23 protein-coding genes are annotated in these 21189 nt (G+C 63.4%); 2 read left to right on the forward strand and 21 right to left on the reverse strand.

The window, feature by feature from the left end; genetic code table 11:
• Window positions 1-11: 11 nt before the first annotated feature.
• Window positions 12-1079, forward strand: a complete 1068-nt coding sequence (gene hemE / locus BT204_RS04885; RefSeq protein WP_003187922.1) for a uroporphyrinogen decarboxylase — start codon at window positions 12-14, stop codon at window positions 1077-1079.
• A 115-nt stretch (window positions 1080-1194) separates the two neighbouring features.
• On the opposite strand, the gene BT204_RS04890 is transcribed toward hemE, so the two are convergent.
• Window positions 1195-2469 carry an MFS transporter gene (locus BT204_RS04890; RefSeq protein WP_139271459.1) on the reverse strand — a complete coding sequence of 425 codons (1275 nt, stop codon included), beginning with the start codon at window positions 2467-2469 and terminating at the stop codon, window positions 1195-1197.
• A 124-nt stretch (window positions 2470-2593) separates the two neighbouring features.
• Between BT204_RS04890 and BT204_RS04895 the strand changes: the two genes are divergently transcribed.
• On the forward strand, window positions 2594-3487 hold the full coding sequence (locus BT204_RS04895) for a LysR family transcriptional regulator (protein ID WP_034125583.1): 894 nt from the start codon (window positions 2594-2596) through the stop codon (window positions 3485-3487).
• A gap of 86 nt (window positions 3488-3573) precedes the next feature.
• Here BT204_RS04895 and BT204_RS04900 read toward each other — a convergent pair whose 3' ends face one another.
• From BT204_RS04900 to BT204_RS04995, 20 genes are all read right to left on the reverse strand, one after another.
• The gene (locus tag BT204_RS04900; protein WP_003187927.1) at window positions 3574-3993 is read right to left on the reverse strand and encodes a hypothetical protein; all 420 of its coding nucleotides are present in this window, start codon (window positions 3991-3993) and stop codon (window positions 3574-3576) included.
• Between the two features lie 26 nt (window positions 3994-4019).
• A complete protein-coding gene (locus BT204_RS04905) occupies window positions 4020-5246 on the reverse strand; it encodes a beta-ketoacyl-ACP synthase (protein ID WP_072445821.1) in 1227 nt (408 codons plus the stop codon).
• A complete protein-coding gene (gene fabG / locus BT204_RS04910; protein ID WP_072445823.1) occupies window positions 5246-5974 on the reverse strand; it encodes a 3-oxoacyl-ACP reductase FabG in 729 nt (242 codons plus the stop codon). Before fabG ends, BT204_RS04905 begins: the two co-directional genes overlap by 1 nt.
• A complete protein-coding gene (locus BT204_RS04915; RefSeq protein WP_054919435.1) occupies window positions 5971-6432 on the reverse strand; it encodes a hotdog family protein in 462 nt (153 codons plus the stop codon). Before BT204_RS04915 ends, fabG begins: the two co-directional genes overlap by 4 nt.
• On the reverse strand, window positions 6429-7595 hold the full coding sequence (locus tag BT204_RS04920) for a beta-ketoacyl-[acyl-carrier-protein] synthase family protein (RefSeq protein ID WP_072445825.1): 1167 nt from the start codon (window positions 7593-7595) through the stop codon (window positions 6429-6431). Before BT204_RS04920 ends, BT204_RS04915 begins: the two co-directional genes overlap by 4 nt.
• The gene (locus tag BT204_RS04925) at window positions 7592-8074 is read right to left on the reverse strand and encodes a hypothetical protein (protein WP_057975402.1); all 483 of its coding nucleotides are present in this window, start codon (window positions 8072-8074) and stop codon (window positions 7592-7594) included. Before BT204_RS04925 ends, BT204_RS04920 begins: the two co-directional genes overlap by 4 nt.
• Window positions 8071-8820 (reverse strand): class I SAM-dependent methyltransferase, encoded by a 750-nt coding sequence (locus BT204_RS04930; RefSeq protein WP_014716593.1) that lies wholly within the window; start codon window positions 8818-8820, stop codon window positions 8071-8073. Before BT204_RS04930 ends, BT204_RS04925 begins: the two co-directional genes overlap by 4 nt.
• Entirely contained in the window at window positions 8817-10064 is a 1248-nt protein-coding gene (locus BT204_RS04935; protein WP_054896215.1) for an NAD(P)/FAD-dependent oxidoreductase, read from the reverse strand. Before BT204_RS04935 ends, BT204_RS04930 begins: the two co-directional genes overlap by 4 nt.
• A gap of 33 nt (window positions 10065-10097) precedes the next feature.
• A complete protein-coding gene (locus BT204_RS04940; RefSeq protein ID WP_072445827.1) occupies window positions 10098-12428 on the reverse strand; it encodes an MMPL family transporter in 2331 nt (776 codons plus the stop codon).
• Entirely contained in the window at window positions 12400-13083 is a 684-nt protein-coding gene (locus BT204_RS04945) for an outer membrane lipoprotein carrier protein LolA (RefSeq protein ID WP_072445829.1), read from the reverse strand. The genes BT204_RS04940 and BT204_RS04945 overlap by 29 nt, the downstream gene beginning before the upstream one ends.
• Entirely contained in the window at window positions 13080-13505 is a 426-nt protein-coding gene (locus BT204_RS04950; protein WP_034125591.1) for an acyl-CoA thioesterase, read from the reverse strand. The genes BT204_RS04945 and BT204_RS04950 overlap by 4 nt, the downstream gene beginning before the upstream one ends.
• Window positions 13498-15039: an HAL/PAL/TAL family ammonia-lyase gene (locus BT204_RS04955; protein WP_072445831.1), complete on the reverse strand. Its 1542-nt coding sequence runs from the start codon at window positions 15037-15039 to the stop codon at window positions 13498-13500. Before BT204_RS04955 ends, BT204_RS04950 begins: the two co-directional genes overlap by 8 nt.
• Entirely contained in the window at window positions 15023-15958 is a 936-nt protein-coding gene (locus tag BT204_RS04960; protein WP_072445833.1) for an LpxL/LpxP family acyltransferase, read from the reverse strand. The genes BT204_RS04955 and BT204_RS04960 overlap by 17 nt, the downstream gene beginning before the upstream one ends.
• A complete protein-coding gene (locus BT204_RS04965; protein ID WP_072445835.1) occupies window positions 15955-16689 on the reverse strand; it encodes a glycosyltransferase family 2 protein in 735 nt (244 codons plus the stop codon). Before BT204_RS04965 ends, BT204_RS04960 begins: the two co-directional genes overlap by 4 nt.
• Window positions 16690-16850: 161 nt before the next feature.
• Complete coding sequence (locus BT204_RS04970; protein ID WP_072445837.1) at window positions 16851-18521, reverse strand: ApeI family dehydratase; 1671 nt, start codon at window positions 18519-18521, stop codon at window positions 16851-16853.
• Window positions 18518-19063: a COG4648 family protein gene (locus tag BT204_RS04975; RefSeq protein WP_034125596.1), complete on the reverse strand. Its 546-nt coding sequence runs from the start codon at window positions 19061-19063 to the stop codon at window positions 18518-18520. Before BT204_RS04975 ends, BT204_RS04970 begins: the two co-directional genes overlap by 4 nt.
• Window positions 19060-19314 carry an acyl carrier protein gene (locus BT204_RS04980; RefSeq protein WP_003187949.1) on the reverse strand — a complete coding sequence of 85 codons (255 nt, stop codon included), beginning with the start codon at window positions 19312-19314 and terminating at the stop codon, window positions 19060-19062. Before BT204_RS04980 ends, BT204_RS04975 begins: the two co-directional genes overlap by 4 nt.
• Before the next feature lie 9 nt (window positions 19315-19323).
• Window positions 19324-19593, reverse strand: coding sequence for a phosphopantetheine-binding protein (locus tag BT204_RS04985; RefSeq protein ID WP_034125597.1), 270 nt, complete (start codon window positions 19591-19593; stop codon window positions 19324-19326).
• A complete protein-coding gene (locus BT204_RS04990) occupies window positions 19571-20383 on the reverse strand; it encodes a lysophospholipid acyltransferase family protein (RefSeq protein ID WP_003187953.1) in 813 nt (270 codons plus the stop codon). Before BT204_RS04990 ends, BT204_RS04985 begins: the two co-directional genes overlap by 23 nt.
• A complete protein-coding gene (locus BT204_RS04995; RefSeq protein WP_072445839.1) occupies window positions 20359-21078 on the reverse strand; it encodes a beta-ketoacyl synthase chain length factor in 720 nt (239 codons plus the stop codon). Before BT204_RS04995 ends, BT204_RS04990 begins: the two co-directional genes overlap by 25 nt.
• Window positions 21079-21189: the final 111 nt, after the last annotated feature.

Below are 21189 nucleotides of genomic sequence, written 5' to 3' on the forward strand. Positions count from 1 at the left end.
CGGATGCCGACATGACTGCCCTCAAGAACGACCGTTTCCTTCGTGCCCTGCTCAAGCAACCCGTAGACGTCACCCCGGTGTGGATGATGCGTCAAGCCGGTCGCTATCTGCCGGAATACCGCGCCAGTCGCGCCAACGCCGGTGATTTCATGAGCCTGTGCATGAACCCGGAGTTCGCCTGCGAAGTCACGATGCAGCCGCTGGACCGCTACCCACAACTGGACGCGGCCATCCTCTTCTCCGATATCCTCACCATCCCGGACGCCATGGGCCAAGGCCTGTACTTCGAAACCGGTGAAGGCCCGCGCTTCAAGAAAGTCGTCAGCACCCTGGCCGATATCGAAGCCCTGCCGATCCCTGACCCACACAAAGACCTGGGCTACGTGATGGATGCTGTGAGCACCATCCGCCGCGAGCTCAACGGCCGCGTGCCGCTGATCGGTTTCTCCGGCAGCCCCTGGACCCTGGCCACCTACATGGTTGAAGGCGGCTCGTCGAAAGACTTCCGCAAGACCAAAGCCATGCTCTACGACAACCCGCAAGCCATGCACCTGTTGCTGGACAAGCTGGCGCAGTCGGTCACGTCCTACCTCAACGGCCAGATCATGGCGGGTGCCCAAGCGGTACAGATTTTCGACACCTGGGGTGGCAACCTGTCGGCGGCGGCGTACCAGGAGTTCTCCCTGGCCTACATGCGCAAGATCGTCAGCGGCCTGATCCGTGAGCACGAAGGCCGCAAGGTTCCGGTGATCATGTTCACCAAAGGCGGCGGCCTGTGGCTGGAAAGCATCGCTGACGCGGGCGCCGATGCATTGGGCCTGGACTGGACCTGCGACCTCGGCGAAGCGCGCCGTCGCGTCGGCAACCAGGTTGCCCTGCAAGGCAACATGGACCCGACCGTGCTGTACGCCAAGCCAGAAGCGATCCGCGCCGAAGTCGGACGCATCCTGGCCAGCTATGGCAAGGGCAGTGGCCACGTGTTCAACCTTGGCCACGGCATCACACCGGAAGTGAACCCGGAGCACGCGGGTGCGTTCTTGCGCGCAGTGCACGAACTATCGGCGCAATACCACGAGTAAAACGCAAAACAAAATGTGGGATCTGGCTTGTCGGGTCGCCGCATCGCTGCGATGGCGGCGGCGAATTCAACACCGCTATCGCAGGCAAGCCAGCTCCCACATAAAGCCAGTCGCCTCAGGCTTTCACATGGCCCAGTGGCGGCAACTTCGCCAGCTTCAACGCTACCAGCAACGCGCCAACCAACAGAGCGACGATGAACCCGCCAATCCCGTTCCACCCGGCAAAGTGCCAGAAAAACCCACCCGCCGTCCCGGCAATGCTCGACCCGACGTAATAGCAGAACAGGTACAGCGACGACGCCTGCCCCTTGGCTTTCACTGCGCGGCGGCCGATCCAGCTGCTGGCGACCGAGTGGGCGCCGAAGAAGCCGAAGGTGAACACCAGCATGCCCGGTACCACCAGCCACAAAGGCGTGAAGAGCGTCAGGGCCATGCCGGCGAGCATCAGCACGATGGTGCCCCATAGCACGCGGCGGCGGCCGAGGCGGTCGGCCAGTGAGCCGATCTTGGCCGAGCTGTAGATGCCCGAGAGGTACACCACTGACAGCAAACCGACCACCGCCTGGCTCAGCTCGTAGGGGGAGGCCAGCAGGCGATAGCCGATGTAGTTGAACATCGTCACGAAGGCGCCCATCAGCAGGAAGGCTTCGAGAAACAGCCACGGCAGGCCGGCGTCCTTGAAGTGCATGACAAAGCCGTCCACCAGGCTGCGCGGCTTGAGGCTGCTGGCGCGGAAGTTGCGCGATTCGGGAAGGATCTTCCAGAACACCGTGGCTGCGATCAACGCCAGGGCGCCGATGATCAGCATTGCAGTGTGCCAACTGACGAAGTCGATCAATACGCCGATGATCAGGCGCCCGCTCATGCCGCCAATCGCGTTGCCGCCGATGTACAGGCCCATGGCTAGGCCGATGTGCTGCGGGTGGATCTCTTCGCTGAGATAGGTCATGGCCACGGCGGCCAGGCCGCTCAAGGACAGGCCCACCAGTGCACGCATCAACAGGATGCCCTCCCAGCTCGGCATCAAGCCGCTGGCGATGGTGGCCAGCGCCGCACAGAACAACGCAGCGACCATCACCGGCTTGCGCCCCAGCCTGTCGGATATCGGCCCGGTGATCAGCAGGCCGCAGGCGAGCATCGCCGTGGCGACGGATAGAATCAGGCTGCTTTGCGCCGCATTGATGGAAAACTCATGGGACAGCGCCGGCATCATCGGCTGCACGCAATACAACAGGGCGAACGTGGCGAAGCCGCCGGAGAACAGCGCCAGCACGGTGCGCATGAACATCGGCGTGCCTTTTTCGATGTACGCGTCGTTGAGCTGCGCCACTACGTCATCAAGGGCTGAGGGCGAGGTGTGTTGGGCAAGTGGGGCAACAGCAGGATTCACGGGGGACCTCGGGGAGGAAAGTCTGCCAGGACTGACAATACGAAAAAGAATATAGCTGGCTAATGATTCTTTCCAATATATTGTTCGACCTGTTTGATAGCTTTTACGACCTAATGAGGCTTGCATGGAATTTCGCCATTTGCGCTACTTCATCGCCGTTGCCGAAGAGCTGCACTTCGGCCGCGCCGCGCAGGTGCTGGGCATCTCGCAGCCGCCCCTGAGCCAGCAGATACAGGCGCTGGAACACGAGCTGGGCGCACGCTTGTTCGAGCGTACCAATCGTCGGGTCGAGCTGAGCGAGGCCGGGCGCTTGTTCTTGCAAGAGGCACGGCTGGTGCTGGCCCAGGTCGACAAGGCGGCAGATGTGGCGCGGCGTGCGCAGTTGGGGGAACTGGGTGAATTGAAGATCGGCTTCACCTCGTCTGCGCCGTTCAACGCCAGCATTCCCCAGGCGATCTTTGCCTTCCGCCAGGCATTCCCGGCGGTGCATCTGAACCTGCAAGAAATGAGCAGCACCCAAGTGGCCGAGTCGCTGGTGGACGAGTCGATTCAGGTTGGGTTGATGCGGCCTTTGCCCTTGCCCGACTCACTGAACGTGATCGAGTTGATGCGCGAACCCTTGGTCGCGGTATTGAGCGCCGGCCACCCGTTGGCGCAAGGCAGCGAGCGCGGCTTGCATCTGGAGCAATTGGCCGAGGAGCCTTTCGTGTTCTTCCCGCGCAGTTACGGCAGCGGCTTGTACGCGCAGTTGCTCAACCTCGCTCGTGACGCCGGGTTCAGCCCGCACTTTGCTCAGGAAGCAGGGGAAGCAATGACCATCATCGGCCTGGTGGCGGCGGGGTTGGGGGTGTCGGTGCTGCCGGCGTCTTACCAGCGCATCCGCATTGATGGCGTGGTCTATCGCACCTTGCTCGACCCGCAGGCAGTGACGGCGGTGTGGCTGGTGCAGCGCAAGGGCGCGCAAACGCCAATGGCGAAAGGGTTTGTGGAGTTGTTGACGCGTAAGGCCGCTCAATAACCTGTGGCGAGGGAGCTTGCTCCCGCTGGGTCGCGTAGCGGCCCTAAAAAATGGGCCTGCTGCGCAGTCCAGCGGGAGCAAGGGGGTCAGTTTTGGGGCGAAGTATTTGCTTCATTCACGCTGTAAGTACGCAACCCCGCCAGAATATCCCGATCCAGCATGCTCACCCAACGGTTGTAGTTGCGATGGATCTTACCGTCCTTGTAGCCCAGGTCGCGGCTGTCGCGGTAGGTGATGGCGTAGCTGTTGCGGGTGTAGCGGATGTCGATTGCGGCGTAGAACTGGCCGCGCACGGTGATCTCGGCCTGCACCAGTTGCGGGCTCAGGCGTTGTACCGTCCACTCGCGTTTTTGCAGGGCGGCGACGATCACCTGTTTCATTTTTTCTTCGCTGACCTGGCTCGTGGCCGGCAACTCGTGCTGGGTGTTGAGCACCGGTTTGCTGGTGCAGCCAGCCGTGGTCAGCAGGGCCAGCGTGATCAGGGTAGCGCGTAGCAGGGAAGACATTCCGTTTTCTCCAGTCGATTAAAAAGTCAGCTCCAGCGGCGGAAGATCAACGAGGTGTTGACGCCGCCGAAGGCAAAGTTGTTGTTCATCACGTAGTCGTTGTGCATCTGGCGAAAGCCACCTTGCAGGTAGTCCAGCTCGCCGCATTGCGGGTCGACCGCGTCCAGGTTGAAGGTGTGCACGTACTGGTCGCGGTTCATCATCTCGATGCTGAACCACGATTCCAGCGCGCCGCAGGCACCCAGGGTGTGGCCGAGGAAACTCTTCTGTGAACTGATCGGCATGCGGCTGCCAAACAGGCTGCTGGTGGCCAGGGTTTCAGCGATGTCGCCCTGATCGGTCGCCGTGCCGTGGCCGTTCACGTAGCCGATGGCGGATGGTTCAAGACCCGCGTCTTCCAGGGCCAGCTCCATGGCGCGGCGCATGGTTTTCTGTTCCGGGCGGGTGGTGTGCTGGCCGTCGGCATTGCTGCCGAAGCCAACCAGTTCAGCGTGAATATGCGCGCCCCGCGCCAACGCGTGCTCCAATTCTTCCAGCACCAGCATGCCGCCACCTTCACCGATCACCAGGCCGTCGCGGCCGCTGTCGTAGGGACGCGGGCTGGTTTGCGGCGCATCGTTCTTCAGGCTGGTGGCGTAGAGCGCATCGAAGACCATGGCTTCGGTGGGGCACAGCTCTTCTGCGCCGCCCGCGAGCATCAACGGCAGGCGCCCGAACTTGATTGCCTCATAGGCGTAGCCGATGCCCTGGCTGCCGCTGGTGCAGGCGCTGGAGGTAGGAATCAGCCGGCCCGTGATGCCAAAGAAGATGCTGATATTCGCTGCCGTGGTGTGGGGCATCATGCGCACATAGGAGTTGGCATTGAGCCCCTCGGCCACCGAGTTGAGCAGCATATTGCCAAACGCCTTGATCTCATCGGTGCTGCCGGTGGACGAGCCACAGGCCACGCCCATGCGTCCGTCCTTGATCGACTCGTCGCCGAGCAGGCCGGCGTCTTGCAACGCCTGCTCCGCAGCCCACACGGCCAGGCGCGAGACGCGGCCCATGCTGCGCAGTTGTTTGCGCGTCCAGTGAGCGGGCACGACGAAATCGTCGATAGGGCCGGCCAGGCGCGTGTTCAGTTCGGTGAAACGGTCCCACTCATCCATGCGCCGGATGCCGCTGCGGTTGGCGCGAAAGTTCGCGGCGATGGTGTCCCAGTCGCTGCCCAGGGAGGTCACGCCGGCCATGCCGGTGACGACAACGCGCTTCATCAGCACAGGCCCCCGTTCACGGCCAGCACCTGGCGCGTGATATAGCCGGCTTCGGCGGACATCAGGAAGTTCACGGCGCCGGCGACTTCTTCCGGCGTGCCCATGCGTTGGGCCGGGATCATTTTCATCAGTTCTTCTACCGGCACGTTTTCATCCAGCATCGCGGTGTCGATCAGGCCCGGCGCCACGCAGTTGACGGTGATCTTGCGCTTGCCCAGCTCGATGGCCAGCGCCTTGGCCGCGCCGATCAAGCCGGCTTTGGAGGCGCTGTAGTTGACCTGGCCGCGGTTGCCGATCAGCCCGGACACCGAGGTGATGCACACGATACGCCCGGCGGCGCGGCGCCGAATCATCGGCATCATCACCGGGTGCAGCACGTTGTAGAAACCATCCAGGTTGGTGCGCATCACCACATCCCAATCGTCTTCCGACAGCGCAGGAAAGGCGCCGTCGCGGGTCAGGCCGGCATTGAGCACCACGCCGTAATAGGCGCCATGCCGCTCCACATCGGCCTCAAGGATCTCTTTGCACGCAGCGCGATCCGCCACGTCGAACTGCAGCACGCGTGCCTCGCGCCCCAGGGCTTGGACCTCGAGGTGTACCGCGTCGGCTTCGGCACGACCGCTGCGGCAATGCAGCACGATGTCATGGCCGGCCTGGGCCAGGCGCAGGGCAATGGCGCGGCCGATACCACGGCTGGAGCCGGTGACCAGTACGGATTCAGTCATGGCGTATCGTCCTTCGATTCATCTAAATAGTTGGCCGCCTGGGGCGGTCGAAATACGTTTAGGCGGGCGCTGGCCTGGATACCGTCGCCGGTGAGGTGGCATTCGAACACACCCATGCCGTTGTCGTCTTCCAGGGAGCGCAGGCCGTGGATATTCAGCTCGGCACCGGCCGGGAAGTGCTCCACGTTGCACTCGAACTTACGTGTGCCCAACAGGAAACCGAGTTCCACGGCCTTGCCTTGCTGGCGTGCATGGCAACCGGCATAGGCGGCTACGCTTTGCGCCATCAGCTCGATGCCGACCCAGGCTGGCAGGCTACCGTCAGCACGGTTGAACAGGCCGCCGGGCTTGACGGTGACGCGGGTGTGGATCTGCTCTTCATCGAACGACAGCACCTGGTCGATCAGGATCATGTCGCCCGCATGGGGCAGCAGTTCGGCGAGTGGCCAATCGATCATGGGGCCTCTGCGATTATCAGGCTGACATTGTTACCGCCGAAGGCAAACGAGTTGCTCATCAGGCAGGGTTTTTTCAAGCTGTCGCCGCTGCGCACCCATTGCAAGGCGGGCAGCGCCGGGTCGGGATGGCCGTCCCATACGTGGGGTGGCAGCAGGCGATGGGTCAGGCTCAGCCAGCAGAACGCGGCTTCCAGTGCCCCGGCAGCGCCGAGGGTGTGGCCGGTCATGGGCTTGGTCGATGAGCAGGCGACGCCGCCGGGAAACAGGCTGGCGACCGCCAGGCTTTCCATGGCGTCGTTGTGTTGGGTCGCGGTGCCGTGCAGGTTCAGGTAGCCGATCTGCTCGGGCGAAAGCTTTGCACTGGCCAGGGCCTTGCGCATGGCCAGCAACGCGCCCTTGCCGCTGGGCTCGGGCGCAGAGATATGGTGCGCGTCGCAACTGGCGCCGCTGCCCAGCAAGGCGATGGGGGCCGGCTCGCGGCTCATCAGGAACAGCACCGCCGCTTCACCGATATTGATGCCGTTGCGGTTCACCGAGAACGGATTACAGCGCTCGGCAGACACCGCTTCCAGCGCGGTAAACCCGTTCAGCGTCAGCTTGCACAGGCTGTCCACGCCGCCGCAAATCACCGCATCGCACACCCCCAGGTCCAACAGGCGCTGGGCACTCATCAATGCACGGGCGCTGGAGGTGCAGGCGGTGGAAATCACATAGGCCGGGCCGCTTACTTTCAACCAGTCGGCGAGGAAGTTGGCCGGAGCGCTGAGTTCCTGTTGCTGGTAGTCGTAGTCAGCGGGGAACTGCGTGTTCTGCAGGTAATGGGCAATGCCACGGCTGGCTTCGTCAATGCCCGAGGTGCTGGTGCCCAGCACAACCCCGACCCGGCCATGGCCATAGGTTTGGATGGCCAGACGAATCTGATCTTCAATTTGCAGCGCCGCTTCCAGCAGCAACTGGTTATTGCGACTGCTTTGCTGGGCCAGTTCCGGGGGCAGGCTCGCCAGTTCGCCGTGTACGGCGGCCACCGGCACGACGCGTTCCGGCACCCAGCCGCTTTCGGCACGCATGCCCGAACAGTCGCCGGCAAACAGGTTGCGGCTGACTTGCGCCTGGCCACGGCCAAGGGCGCAGATCACGCCAAGGGCATTGAGGTAGGCGGTCATCGGCTCACACTCAGCGGGCTGATGCGGTAACTCAGCGGCGGGTCGGCCATGTTCACGCTGAACACCTCCGAAGACTGGTAGACGATCTGCCAGTGGCCCGGCAGCGTGCGCGTCAGGTCCATGGCCTGGGCAGTGGGATACAACGCTGGTACGTCACCAGGCGCGGTCAGGGCAAACAGCAGCGCGGCAAATAGCGTGCGCGCCTGGGGGTTGGGCGGCAGCAAGCCGTCTGCCTGCCACTGCCCATCAAGCAGTTTTTGCCGGGCCAGCGGAATGCCCAGCGGGTCCATCATCGACCAGCGAATCGCGCGGCCTTCGCGCTGGATCACCAGCAGCCAGTCCTGGCTCTGGCCGTCTGCCAGGCGCTGCACATGCAATTGCATCGGCAAGGCCAGGGCCGGCATTTTTTCCGGCAGCGGCGCCTGGCTGGCACAGGCGCTGAGCAGCAACAGGCAACTTATCAACAGCAGGCGCATCATGGGGCCGCATTCTCCACAGGTTTACGGGCCACGCAGTTGACCAGGGTTTCCTCGCGCTGACCCACCGGCGGTGCCTTGCGCAGGCCCCAACGTTCCAGCAGGCCGAAGTCACTGGAACGGCTCCACCACAAGTAAGGGTACGAAATGTTCTGAGCAGCGAACTCAAAGCCCTGCTCGCGCAGCATCTCCAGGTACTCTTCGGCGCTTTTCTGCACATGCATCGGGTGGCGGAACAGCCAGCGAATCACCCAGGTGTCGATGTAGGCTTCGGTGGATTCGGCAAACAGCAGATAGCCGCCCGGCTTGAGCACCCGATAGAACTCCTTGAGTGCGCGATGTTGTTCCACCAGATGATGGAAGGTCTGGTGGCAGAACAGGATATCGACGCTGGCATCCGCTAGGTTGAGGGTCGCGCAGTCGCTGCCGATCAACTCGACGTCCAGGCCCAGCCGCGCGGCTTCTTCACGGCTCAGTGCCAGGCTGTGAGGGTCGGCATCCAGGCCGATCAGGCGCGAAGGCGCGAACACCTGATGCAGCAACTGGAAGGATTTGCCCTGGCCGCAACCGGCATCCAGCAACACCGGCGCCACCGGCAGCGGCTCGCTGAACAAGCTGCGCAGGTCATTGATCGCCACGCGCAATACGTGATGCTGCCAGGTATGGCTGCGCAGGAACCAGAAGCCGAACTTGGTTTCTTCGACGTAGTTTTGACTCAGGTAGTTTTTTTCAACGCCAGGGCTGCTCATACCGCTTCACTCGCACAAATATCCGACAACATCCGCAAGCGCCGTTTCGGCTCGCTGACAAACGGGTTGCGTTCATCCCAGGCGTAACCGGCCAGGATAGAGCTGATCATGCGGCGAATCTCCGGTGAACTGCCAGGATGGAAAATCACGTCCTGGAACGTGCCCGCGTACCAGCCCTCGACGTAGCAACGGAAGGTATCGACACCGCGCTTGAGCGGTTCGGCGAACTCGGTTTGCCAGTCCACCGTTTCGCCGCTCAATTGGCGGTGCAGTACTCCTGCGGCCATGCTGGCCGAACGCATGGCAATGGTCACGCCGGAAGAGAACACCGGGTCGAGGAATTCCGCCGCATTGCCCAGTAGCGCAAAGCCTGGGCCGTGCAGGGTTTTGACGTTGGCCGAGTAGCCGCCGATGGTGCGCGCCGGGGTATCCCAGACGGCGTTTTGCAGCACGGCGGACAGGCTTGGGGTTTGCTCGACAAAGCCGCGCAGGCAGGCGTCGAGGTCGCTGTCGGCACCCTCGAAATGCTCTTTGGCTGCGACCACGCCTACCGAGCAACGGCCGTTACTGAACGGGATGGTCCAGAACCAGATATCGCGCTTGGTCGGGTGAGTGGTCACCAGGATTTTGCTGCGGTCAAAGCCTGGGTGTTCGATACGGTCTTCGACGTGGGTGAATACGGCCTGGCGCAGCGGGAAATTCGACGGTGCTTCCAGGTCAAGCAGGCGTGGCAACACACGGCCGTAGCCGCTGGCATCGAGCACGAACCTGGCCTTGAGGTGGTACTCGCTGCCATTCTGGCGGCGCACATGCAAATACCGGCTCTCGGCAGAAAAATCCACGCCGACAATGGTTTGGCCGTAGCGGATTTCCACGCCTTGCAACGCCGCCTGGTCGGCCAGCAATTTGTCGAACTCGCCGCGCTGCACCTGAAAGGTGGTGGGCTTGCCGTTGCTGAAGGTGTCGCTGAAATCAAAGGCACTGTAGCGCTCGCCCCAGGCGAAGGCCGCGCCGGTTTTTACCTGGAAGCCTGCAGCTTGCACAGCGTCGAGCATGCCGGCTTCTTCGATAAAGTCGATGCAGTGCGACAGCAGGCTTTCGCCAATCGAGAAACGCGGGAAATGCTCGCGCTCGATGATCAATACATCATGCCCTTTGCGCTTTAACAGCGCGGCCGCGATGGCACCGGAAGGCCCGGCACCGATCACCACCACCTGGCGACGTTCCATTTCAACTGTGGGCACGAGGGCTCCTTGCCGCATGGGCGCTAATCACATTCATAAGGCGTGTTTCTGGCGGCTGGCCCAGGGTGCCAGCATAAAGCTGAACGCCAGGCCCAGGCTGACCGACAAGCCGAAATTGCTCACGGCCGGTGTACTGGAGACGGCCAGCAGGCCGAACGACAACCAGGTCGTCAGCGCCGCCAGCAGCGTTCCCAACAGGCTGACGGCAGGGCCGCCGATCTGCTCGCGCATTAAAATCGCATAGTCGACGCTGATGGCCGTGACCAGCAGCAGGCCAAACAGGCTGAACAAAGTCAGCGGCTGGCCCAGCCAACCGAGGCTGGCCAGGCTGCACAACGCAGCCAGCAGCGGCAAGGCAACGATACGTAAGGCGCCGCCAAAGCCGAAGGGCGCAATCAGCAATAGCACGATCAGCACGCAAGACAGCAACTTCAATTCGGCAGCGCTGATCTGCGTGTCGGCAAACACCCGGTTCAAGTCACCCAAGCGGTCCACCAACTGCACGCCTGGCAAGTCCAGTGCCTGCACCCGCAGCAGCGCCGGGTTGTTCAAGCCTTGCAGGCTGACCATGGCCGCCACGCCACCGTCCACCGGGCCGAGCCACAGCGTGCGCCAAGGCTCGGCCAGCGGGCCTTGCAATGCGGCGCCGATGTCTGCGGTGGGCAGCGCCTGCAACTGCGCCACTTCGGCTTGCAGGGCGCTGAGGGGCACGCCGAGGTCCAGTAGCGGTTGCCAGTGCGGCGCCAGGTTGTTCAGCGCCTCGCGCAACTGTTGTTGTTCGGCGGCGAGGTTGACCAGTTGATTGAGCGCCAGGTAGCCCTGGAGCTTGTCCATCTGCACCAACTGGTCCAAGCGTTTGCCCAGGGCGGCCTGGCGCTCCAGCAACTGCTGCTGATTGTCCGCTCGCACCAGGAAAAACTGGCTGGTGGGCTGGAACCCGGTGATGCGCGCCACGGCCTGGGCTTCGTGCAGCAACTGCGGCGGCGCACCGATCCATTGGCGGATATCGTTTTTAGTGTTCAGTTGCCACAGGCCCGCCGCGCAGAACAGCAGCACCCCCACCAGCAGTACCGAACTGGGCACGCGTTTGAGCAAGGCCGTGCGCAGCTGCCATAGGCTTTGGGCGACACGCAGCGGCCATTGCGCCGGGCGCAGTTCCACGCCCTTGAGCAGCGCGGGCAACAGGCACACGGCGCACAAATAGGCACCGACCAAACCGGCAGCCGAGAACACCGCAATCTGGGTCAGCGCCGGGAAAGGCGTCCAGGCCAGCGCCAGGTAGCCGATAGCGCTGGTGGCCAGGCTCAGGCTCAGCCCTGGCAGGGTCAGGCGCAACGCCGGCCAACTGCGCCACGGCTGCAGGCTCCAGCTTTTGGACAGGTAATGCAGCGGGTAATCCACTGCCACGCCGATCAGGCTGGAACCCAGCACCAGGGTCATCACATGCATATGCCCAAACAGCGCCACACATGCCACCGCGCCAAACAGCATGCCCACCAGTACCGGCACGAACGCCAGCAACACTCGCCAGCGTCGGAACGCCAGCAGCAGCAATAACAGGATGCCCAGGGTGGCGCCGCCGCCGACCCAGGTCATTTCCCGAGTGGCCTGCTGTTGCCCGTTGGCCGCATAGAGCAAACCGCTGGCGGCGAGCAGTTGCGCGCCGTGTGCGCTGGCTTGCTCGCGGCTGGCCTTCAGCAAGTCCGCCACTTGCAGCGGCAACTTTATGTCGAAGGCGTTGCCGGTAGTGCGGGCCCGCAGCAGCACCCAGCTTTTGCCGTCGGCATCGGCGATCAAGGCGCCGCTGCCGATGTCCATTTGCACCGCACCGTGTTGCGGTTGGCTGTTCTGGATGCGCCCGGTGAGGCCGAGCCAATCGTCCTGGCTTGGCACCAGGCTGAAACCGGTGAAGGGGTCGAACAGCGATTGCACGCGTTGCTGGATGAACGCCTCAGGCTGCTGGATCAGTTGTTCGCGGTCCTTGGACGAGAGCATCGACAAACGCCCACGCAGCAGTTGTTCGCGCAACGCTGGCAAGTCGGCTTGCAGGTTCCACTGCACCTTTTCAAACAGGCCGCTGGCCTGCCAACGCTCACCCAGTTGCTGCGCCACGGCCACCGCTTGCTGGCGGTCGGCATGCCCCACCAGTACCAGCATTTCGCGGTTGAGCGGCTCTTGCATGCGCTGTTCGGCTTGCAGTTCCAAGGCGTCCGGCGTGCTGCCGGGCACCAGTTCCATCAGGTTGGCCGACAACGGCGCGCCGTCACGCCACTGCCAGCCTGCCAGGGCCAGCACGGCCACCAGCAAGGTCAGGAACAGGCGCGGCAGCAGGCGCTCACTGGGCAAAGTCGTGTTGCTCCGCATTGCTCAACGGCTGGTCGGCGGTACTGTCCTGCATGCGCAACAGCGTGCTGTCGCCTTGGGTTTCCAGCAGTTCAATGGTGCGCACCAGTGCGCCACCGTCGATATTGATCTGGGTGAACACTTGCTTGAGCAGCAGCGAACGCGGGGTCAGCGTGAGCTTCCATTGTTGGGCCTCGCCTTGCAGTTGCAGGTCGAAGTCGCGCTGCAGGCCACTGCTGTCGCCCTGCAGTACCGCCAGGAACAAACGATTCTGTTCGGCGCCGGCACTCTTGTTTGGCAGTAGTTGCCAGCCATTGGCGTCACGGCGGGCAATGCCTTGGGAGGTGATGCGGTAGTCCTGTTGCAGCGGAGTTTTCAACAGCCACAGCAGGCCGTGATCCTTGGCGAGCACGAAGGTGCCTTTGCTCACCAATGGCTGGGGCAGGGCGCGCAGGTGCTTTTCCTGGGTGAAGTTGCCGTGGATCACTAAGGGTTTGGCAAGCTGATCGCTCAACTGCTGCAAGTCAAAAGCCTGGGCGCTGAAGCTCAGCAACAACGCAGCCACCGTAGGAGCGAGCTTGCTCGCGAAAAACCTGAGGGCCCCACGGGGTGTCAGGCGCCCCGCGTTATCGTTGGCGATCTTCGCGAGCAAGCTCGCTCCTACAGGGGGTCTCATTCCAGGGCTCTCTCTACGGCGTCGGTAAAGACTTTGGGCGAGGCCAGCTGCATCTCGCGGCTGGCGATTTGCACCGCCACTTGCACGGTGCTGGCGCGGGTCAAACGCTCGCCGCTGGCCAGGTCGGTGATCAAATAATTGACCTTCAAACGGTTCTCCCATTCCACCAGGCTGGCGCGCACGTTGATGGTCTGGCCGAAGGTCGCGCCGCGTACATAGCGTAGCTGCATGTCGATCACCGGCCAGGCGTAGCCGGCTTCGAGCATCGCCGTATAGTTATGGCCGATCTTGTCCAGCAACGCACAGCGCGCCACTTCCAGGTACTTCACGTAATGCCCGTGCCACACCACGTTCATGGTGTCGATGTCGAAAAAAGGCACAAGGATTTCAGTGTCGCTGTGCAACACGCCGGGACTACGCATGCAGCCTCCAGTGTTGCGCGGCGATACGTTGCAGGCACAGGCGCAGTTCGCCTTCCAGGGCGCGGTCTTCGATGACCGGCGCAAAGTCCTGGGCCAGTTCGGCGTGCATCGCGGCCAGTGCTGGTGGCAGTGGGCGGGCATCCTCGGCCCGGGCGCGCAGCCACACGCCCTGGTGGGCGGCGAGCAGGGTCGCGGCGGCGACCTGTTCGGTCAACTCCAGCACGCGGATCGCATCGCGGGCAGCGATGGTGCCCATGCTCACCTTGTCCTGGTTGTGGCACTCGGTGGAGCGCGAGAACACGCTGGCCGGCATGGTGTTTTTCAGCGCTTCGGCGGTCCAGGCGCTGGTGCCGATCTGCACGGCCTTGAAGCCGTGGTTGATCATGGCGCGGTCAGCCGGGGCGCCTGAGAGGTTGCTCGGCAGGCCATGGTTGTAGCGCACGTCCACCAACAGTGCGAGCTGGCGGTCGAGCAGGTCGGCAACGTTGGCGACCAGGGTCTTGAGGCTGTCCATGGCGAAGGCGATATGCCCGCCGTAGAAGTGCCCGCCATGCAGCACACGTTCTTCTTCGGCGTCGATGATCGGGTTGTCGTTGGCGCTGTTCAGTTCGATCTCGATGAACGAGCGCAGCCAGTTCAGGCTGTCCGCCAATACGCCGAGCACGTGGGGCGCGCAGCGCAACGAATAACGGTCTTGCAGGCGATGCAGGGGGGCGGTGGGCGCGTCGATGGCCAGGTCCTTGCGCAGCCACGCGGCGACTTGCATCTGCCCAGGGTGCGGCTTGGCGGCGAACAGGCGCTCGTCGAAGTGTTCGGGGTTGCCTTGCAGCGCCACCACGTTGAGCGCGGTGATGCGCGTGGCCAGTTGCAACAGGTAGTCGGCGCGGGCAAAGGCCAGGCAGGCCAGGCCAGTCATCACTGCGGTGCCGTTCATCAGTGCCAGGGCTTCCTTGGGCCGCAGTACCAGCGGCTCCCAGCCCAGCTCGCGGTGTACGTCGGCCGCCGGGCGGCGTTCGCCACGGAACAGCACTTCACGTTCGCCGGACAAGGTCGCAGCCACATAGGACAGCGGCGTCAGATCACCACTGGCGCCGACCGAGCCTTCTTCCGGGATCAGTGGCAACACATCGTTTTCGAGGAAGGCATGCAGGCGTTCCAGCAGTTCCACACGCACCCCGGACACGCCATGGCACAGCGACTGCAAACGCGCCGCCAGTACGGCGCGAGTAGCCTGGGCATCAAGCAATTTGCCCAGGCCGCAACCGTGAAAGGTGTACAGATGACGCGGCAAGGCTTCGACGTGCTCCAGCGGCACCGCCACTACGCAGGAGTCGCCGTAGCCGGTGGTCACGCCGTAGATCACGCCTTCCTTGTCCAGCAGCGAGTCGAGGAACTGCGCGCCCTTGGCGATGCGTTGGCGGTACGCGGCATCGTCCTGCAGGCGAGTGGGCACCTGGCGGTTGGCCAGGGCCAGCACGTCTTCGATGCGCAGGGGGCGTTCACCAAAGGTGATGGGCTCAAGAGGCGTCGTCATCGGTCTTCCAGAAAGGGTAAAAGTTGAACCATTGTTGGGGCGCTTGCAGGCAGAACTGGCCCAGGCGTGCGGCGTAGCGGGTGGTCCATTCGGCAATGACTTGCTCACGGGTGCTGCGCTTCCATTCGATCAAATCGGCAAAGGGCTCGATAGTCAGGCGATAGCGGTCCTGGTGCTTGAGACACATCAGCAGATTGACCGGGCACTTGAGCAAGCCCGCCAGCAGCCATGGGCCTTGGGGAAATGCCGCCGTGTGTCCGAGGAAGTCCACGCGCACCGTGCGCCCGCCGTGCAGCGGGATGCGGTCGCCGGCAATCGCCAGCCACTCGCCATCGTCCAGGCGCTGGCTGAGCAGCAGCATGGTGGCCGGGTCCAATTCGCTGACCTGGATCAGGCGCAAATGGGTCGCGCCGGCCTCGCCCAGCAGGCGGTTGAAACGCTCGGCGTGCTTGGTGTGCACCAGCACGTTCATGGTGACCTGTTCACCAATCTCCGCCAGGGCACGGCACACTTCCAGGTTACCCAGGTGCGCACCCACCAGCATCTGCCCGCGCTCGCCACGCAGTTGACTGCGCAACTGCGCCGGGTCGTTGATCTCGATTTGCTCCAGGCGCAGCTTGCCGTTCCACACGTCCAGCTTGTCGAGCAGCGAATCGGCGAAGGCCATGAACTGGGCAAAGACTGTGCGGTGGCTCGGCAGCAAGTCATTGCGCCCGCTCCATTGCGCCAGCCGCTGCTGGTATTGCCAGGCGCTGTGGCGTGCGGTGCGGCCGAACAGGAAGAAGTAAAAGACGATGCTGTAGAGCAACGGGCTCAATAGGCGACGGCCGAGGACTTTGACCGCGACCGCGGTGAATTTCATCAGCCAGAAGCTGCCGCGTTCCTCGCGGTCGGCCCAATGCTTGGTGCTGTCGTTCATGCTTGCCACCGTCGCCACAGGATCATCGGCGCGCGCACGAGCATGCCGAAGAACAACCGCGTGTGCATGGCGCTGATGCGCAGGTTGTCACGCAACAAGCGAAAGTGCGACAGGCCGTCGGTGGGGTAGTGCACCTGGGTGGGCAGCCAGCGCATCGGCTGGTTGCGCCAGGCCAGGCGTACCAGGATGTCCGAGTCGAAATCCATGTGCGTGCCAATGTAGGCCGAGTCCATCAGCGCCAGGGTCGGCGCCAGTGGGTACACGCGAAAGCCGCACATCGAGTCGCGAATCTCAAGCGACAGGGTATTGATCCACACCCACACGTGGGTCAGGTAACGTGCGTACAGGCGACCCTTGGGCACGCTGTCGTCGTATTCGGGGTAGCCGCAGATGACGGCCTCGGGGTGCTGGCGTGAGGTGTGGATAAAGGTCTGGACTTCGCGCAGGTCGTGCTGGCCATCGGCGTCCACTTGCAGAGCGTGGGTGTAGCCCAGGCGCGCTGCTTCGCGAAAACCGGTCATCACGGCGGCGCCCTTGCCCTGGTTGCTGGGCAGGGTCAGCAGGGTGACGTTATCCAGCGTCGCCAACTGCGCCAGCACGGCTGCGCACGAGGCGCTGCTGCCATCGTCCACCAAGAGGCAGGGCAGGCCGCTCTTCAGCACACTGTGGACCACGGCCGGCACGGCGGCTTCGTGGTTGTATACCGGGATCAAAGCGCAGGGGTTATGCATATTCAAAGCCTGCGCAAACCCCGTGGCGAGGGAGCTTGCTCCCGCTGGGCTGCGAAGCAGCCCCAATGGAGGCGACCGAGATCATCCTGGGAGTGGGTGATGCCTGGGTTGGGAGCGCTTCGCACTCCAGCGGGAGCAAGCTCCCTCGCCACAAGAACAGGTTATGCATGCGCGGCCTCCAGCACGATCCGCCCGCTTGAGCACGCTGCAACCCCATTGCGATAGGCGAAGTACAGTTTGCTACGCTCCCGATCAAAGCGCAGATGCAATTCGATGTGATCGCCCGGGCGCACCAGTTGCTGGAACTTGAGCACTTCCATGCCGGCGAACCGGGTTGGCAGGTCGAGCAATTGTTGGCCCAGGTTGAACGCCCATTCCACCTGCACCACCCCCGGCAATACCGGGGTGACCGGGAAGTGCCCGCTGAAATAGGCCAGGTCCGGTGGGATGCTCAGTTGCAAGGTCCATTCACCTTCGGTTTCGACTTGTGCCAACACCTCAGGCCCCTTGGGGCGAGGCGCCAGCAACAAGGCTTCGATATCGGCCTGGGGCAATTTGCCCTGGCTGTTCAGCGGCAGTTGGCGCAACAAGCGCCAGCGGCGTGGCAAGGCCAGGGCTTCGCAATGTTGGCTCAGGTGCTGGCGCAGGGTCTGGGTGAGCGTGCGGCGTCCCTGGTTGCGCAAGGCATGCAGCCCCGCGTCGGTGAGCACCACCACGGCACCCAGGGACGCACGGTTTTCCTGCACCACGCCCAGGCGGGTGTCGCACACCCATTCATGGGCGATCAGCGCTTGTTCCAACATCGGCAGGGAGATGCGTTTTTCTTCCAGCTTGACGATACGGTCCAGGCGGCCCAGCAGTTCGAAGCGCCCATCGGCATGCAGGCGAACGGCGTCGGCTGTCTGTTCGACATGCCCTTCGGGCAAGTACTTTGAGGCGATGCGTAAAGCGCCGTCGGCATCCTGGCTCAGTTGCACGTCGGCAAACGGCTGCCAGGGTTGCGCACCCTGGCGCCAGGCGATGCCGCCGGTTTCCGAGCTGCCGAGGATTTCCGTCGGCCATTGCTGTAAACGGTCGTAGAGGCTGCCGGCAGCTTCAATCGGCAATGCACCGCCGGAGGAAAACACTCGCGCAACCTGGCTCAGTGCCGGCCAGTCGAGGTTGTCGCCCATGCGCTTGAGCAACGCCGGGCTGGCCACCCAGGCAAATTGCCGGTGCTCTCGGCTGGCGCGCTGCATGTCTTCGGGGAACGCCAGTTGCTTGCGTACAAAGGTGCGGCCGGCACACAGCGGCCACAACACGCGAAACAGCAAGCCGTAGATATGCTGGGTAGCGACGCTGCCGATGATGCAGGCGTCCTTGAGATCTTTGCCCCACAGGGCTTCCAGCGCCTCTACTTCATTGACCAACTGGCGCAGGGACTTGTCGATGCGCTTGGGCTCGCCGCTGGAGCCGGAGGTGCACAGGCTCAGTTGGCAGTTGTCCAGGTCGAGGGCGGCGGCACTCAAGGGCGCTTGATACAGCGCGTCCAGGTCGCTGGCTTCGACCAGCCAGGCATCCACGGCGTCGGCCCAGCGCTGGCGCGTCTGGGGTTGCAGGTCGGCGGGCAGCAGTACGCTCGCACCGGCCCGCCAGGCGCCCAGCAGCGCAATCGCCAGCAGGCCGGCGTCTTCCAGGTGCACGGCCAGGCGCCGGATACCCCGGGCCTTGAGGCCTGCGGCGAGGCTCAGGGAGTGCTCGCACAGTTGCGCGTGATTCATGAGGGGCTCGGCGGTCACCCCGCGATCTTGCAGTGGCTCAAGCAGCAAGTGCTCAAGTTTCAACCCTTTCATACGCGGCCTCGAACCCTTTGTCGTACCAGCCATTCCACGGCAAACAACAAGCCCATCAACCCGTAGGCGATCAGGCCGTTGTACAACGTCCACCAGCTCAGCGGCGCCCACAGGGTGAGCGCGGCGGCGAGCAGGCCATTACAGAGAAAAAACACACTCCACACCAGGGTGACCCGGCGGGTATACACCACCGCGTGGGGCGGCAGGTGCGGGTCGGTCATGCGTGCCAGGCGCTCGACTATCGGCGGGCCGTACTTCAGGCTCAGGCCGAACAGCGCCAGCATGAATCCGCTGACCAGGCTCGGGTACCAGCGCAGCCACTGGGGGTTATCGAACCATGCCAGTGCCAGGCAAAACACGATCACCACCACCGCCATCCAACGGCTGCCCGGGCGCCGCGCAGCGGTGAGCGCGCGCAACAGCCACAGGCTGCCCAGCAGCAAGCCGAACTGCCAAGGTGCAAAATGCTCGGTGCCGTAATACACCGCGAAGGGGTACAGCAGCCCCGCCAATAACAGGCCAAGGCCGATCAACCGGCTCATGCGGCGGGCTGGACCAGACGGTACACCGCCTCTACCACGTCGTTCACCGTGCGTACCGCCTTGAACTCTTCGGCGGCGATTTTCTTGCCGGTCTGGCGCTTGATGTGGTCGATCAGGTCCACGGCGTCGATGCTGTCGATTTCCAGGTCCTGGTACAGGTTGGCGTCGAGGGTGACGCGTTCCGGGGGCAGTTCAAACAGTTCCACCAAGGCGTCGCGCAGGGTGTTGAAGATATCGTCACGAGTTTGCATGGTACGGTCTCAAGCTGCCTGTCGGGCCGTGACGAACGCCGCAAGGCTGGCCACGTTGGTGAAGTGATTGCGGGTGTCCTTGGCGTCGGCATCGATTTTGATGCCGTATTTTTTCTGGATCGCCAGGCCCAATTCCAGCGCATCGACCGAATCCAGGCCCAGGCCTTCGCCAAACAGGGTCTGGTCGCTGCCAATATCGTCGGGGCTGATGTCTTCCAGGCCCAGGGCCTCGATGATCAGCGTCTTTATGTCGTGCTCAAGGCGGTGTTGGTCGCTCATCTTCGGCGAGCTCCTTAATGAAATAGTGATGCAGGTGATCGTTGAGCTTGCGTGAAGCCTGGGGCGCGGGCCCGACTGCGGCAAACGCTTGTGGCTCTATATCGGCGCCCACGCGCAAACTGAAGTGAAATCGACGGTGGGGGATGCGATACCAGGGTTCGGCCTTGGTCAGGGTGGTGGGGCTGACCTTGATCACCACTGGCGTGATGATTGTCGCACCACGCAGCGCAATGGCTGCACCGCCGCGATGAAAGGCCGGCGCTGCGCCCGGCGTGGTGCGGGTGCCTTCGGGAAAGATGATCAGCGTCTGGCCGGCGCGCAGGGCGTCGGCTGCGGCATCGAGCATGTCGGCACTGCCGTCGTTGCTGATATAGCCGGCATCGCGCACCGGGCTGCGGGTGAACGGGTTCTGGAACAGGCTCTGCTTGACCACGCAGTTGGTCTGGCGCATCAGGCCGATCAGGAACACCACGTCGATCAGCGACGGGTGGTTGGCGACGATCATCTGGCCAGGGCGGCCAAGCTTTTCGGCTCCCTCGACGCTGTAGGTGAGAATGCCCAGGCCCTTCATCAAGCGAATGAAAAACCAGAACAGGCAACTGATGGTGTGGCGTGCGCGCCGTTGATGCTGGCTGGCATCGCCCGGCAGGCAACTGAGCAGCGGAAACACCAGCAAACGCAGGCACAGCCCGCCGATGCCAAACAGGCAAAAGCTGAGGGCCGTGGCGAACAGGCGCCAGTAATAGGCCTGCCGTGGCTTGTGGGTCAGGGCTTGCGTTGCCAGTTCCATACTCGGTTCTTCCAGGCATGTTGGCAGGCGCCCTGTTCGGTCAGCAGGGTGCGCAGCAGGTTCAGGGCGTGGGGCCACTGGGTTTGAGTGAGTTGGACAGTGCCGGTGGTGAGTTCCAGTTGCCACTCGTCGCCCGGCGTGAGCAACAGGCCGAGGGCATAGGGGAACGGCACATCCGTAATCCAGCTGGCGTAGGCGTGGGGCGGTTGTTCTTCGGTGATCACCAGCAATACGGCGGCGGCGCCTTCGTTGAGCAACGCGGCGGCTTCGAGCAGGCCGTGTTCGAGGCCATCGCCGGCGGCGGCGAGGGCGGTCATCTCGCTGGTTTCATTGCGCAGGATTGACCACAGGCCAATCACCGCGTTATGCACCGACAGGCTGAACTGAGTGGGCGACAGCGGCTGCTCGTTGGCCAGGTCGCTGAGGATGTCCAGGGTGCGCGGGGTTTCGCCGTGGCGGGAAATAAACACCAGCGGCAGGTCTTCAAGGCCCTCGGCCAGCGGCCAGCTGACGCTGAACGCCATGCGCGCCAACCGGCTCAGACGACGGCGCTGCATGGCTGGCAAAAATGACACATCGGGGGACGCTTCGCTGACAGGCGGCAACACCGGGTCCCGGCACCAGGCGTACCAGTCGTCCGCACTCGCAAGGCCAGGAGCCCAGGCGCGCCATTGGGCGATGTTGAAGTTGATCACTGAGAAGTTATCCCGCCCCTGCGGGCTTCCATGTGCGGCCAATGGCCCCGGATTCCGGGACAGGGAGCAATGGCCGTATGGCGCGCATTATCCCGGTGCCGTGGGGTTCTA

It is taken from the genome of Pseudomonas sp. NFPP02, assembly GCF_900119355.1.
GTDB classification, from domain to species: Bacteria; Pseudomonadota; Gammaproteobacteria; order Pseudomonadales; family Pseudomonadaceae; genus Aquipseudomonas; species Aquipseudomonas paracarnis.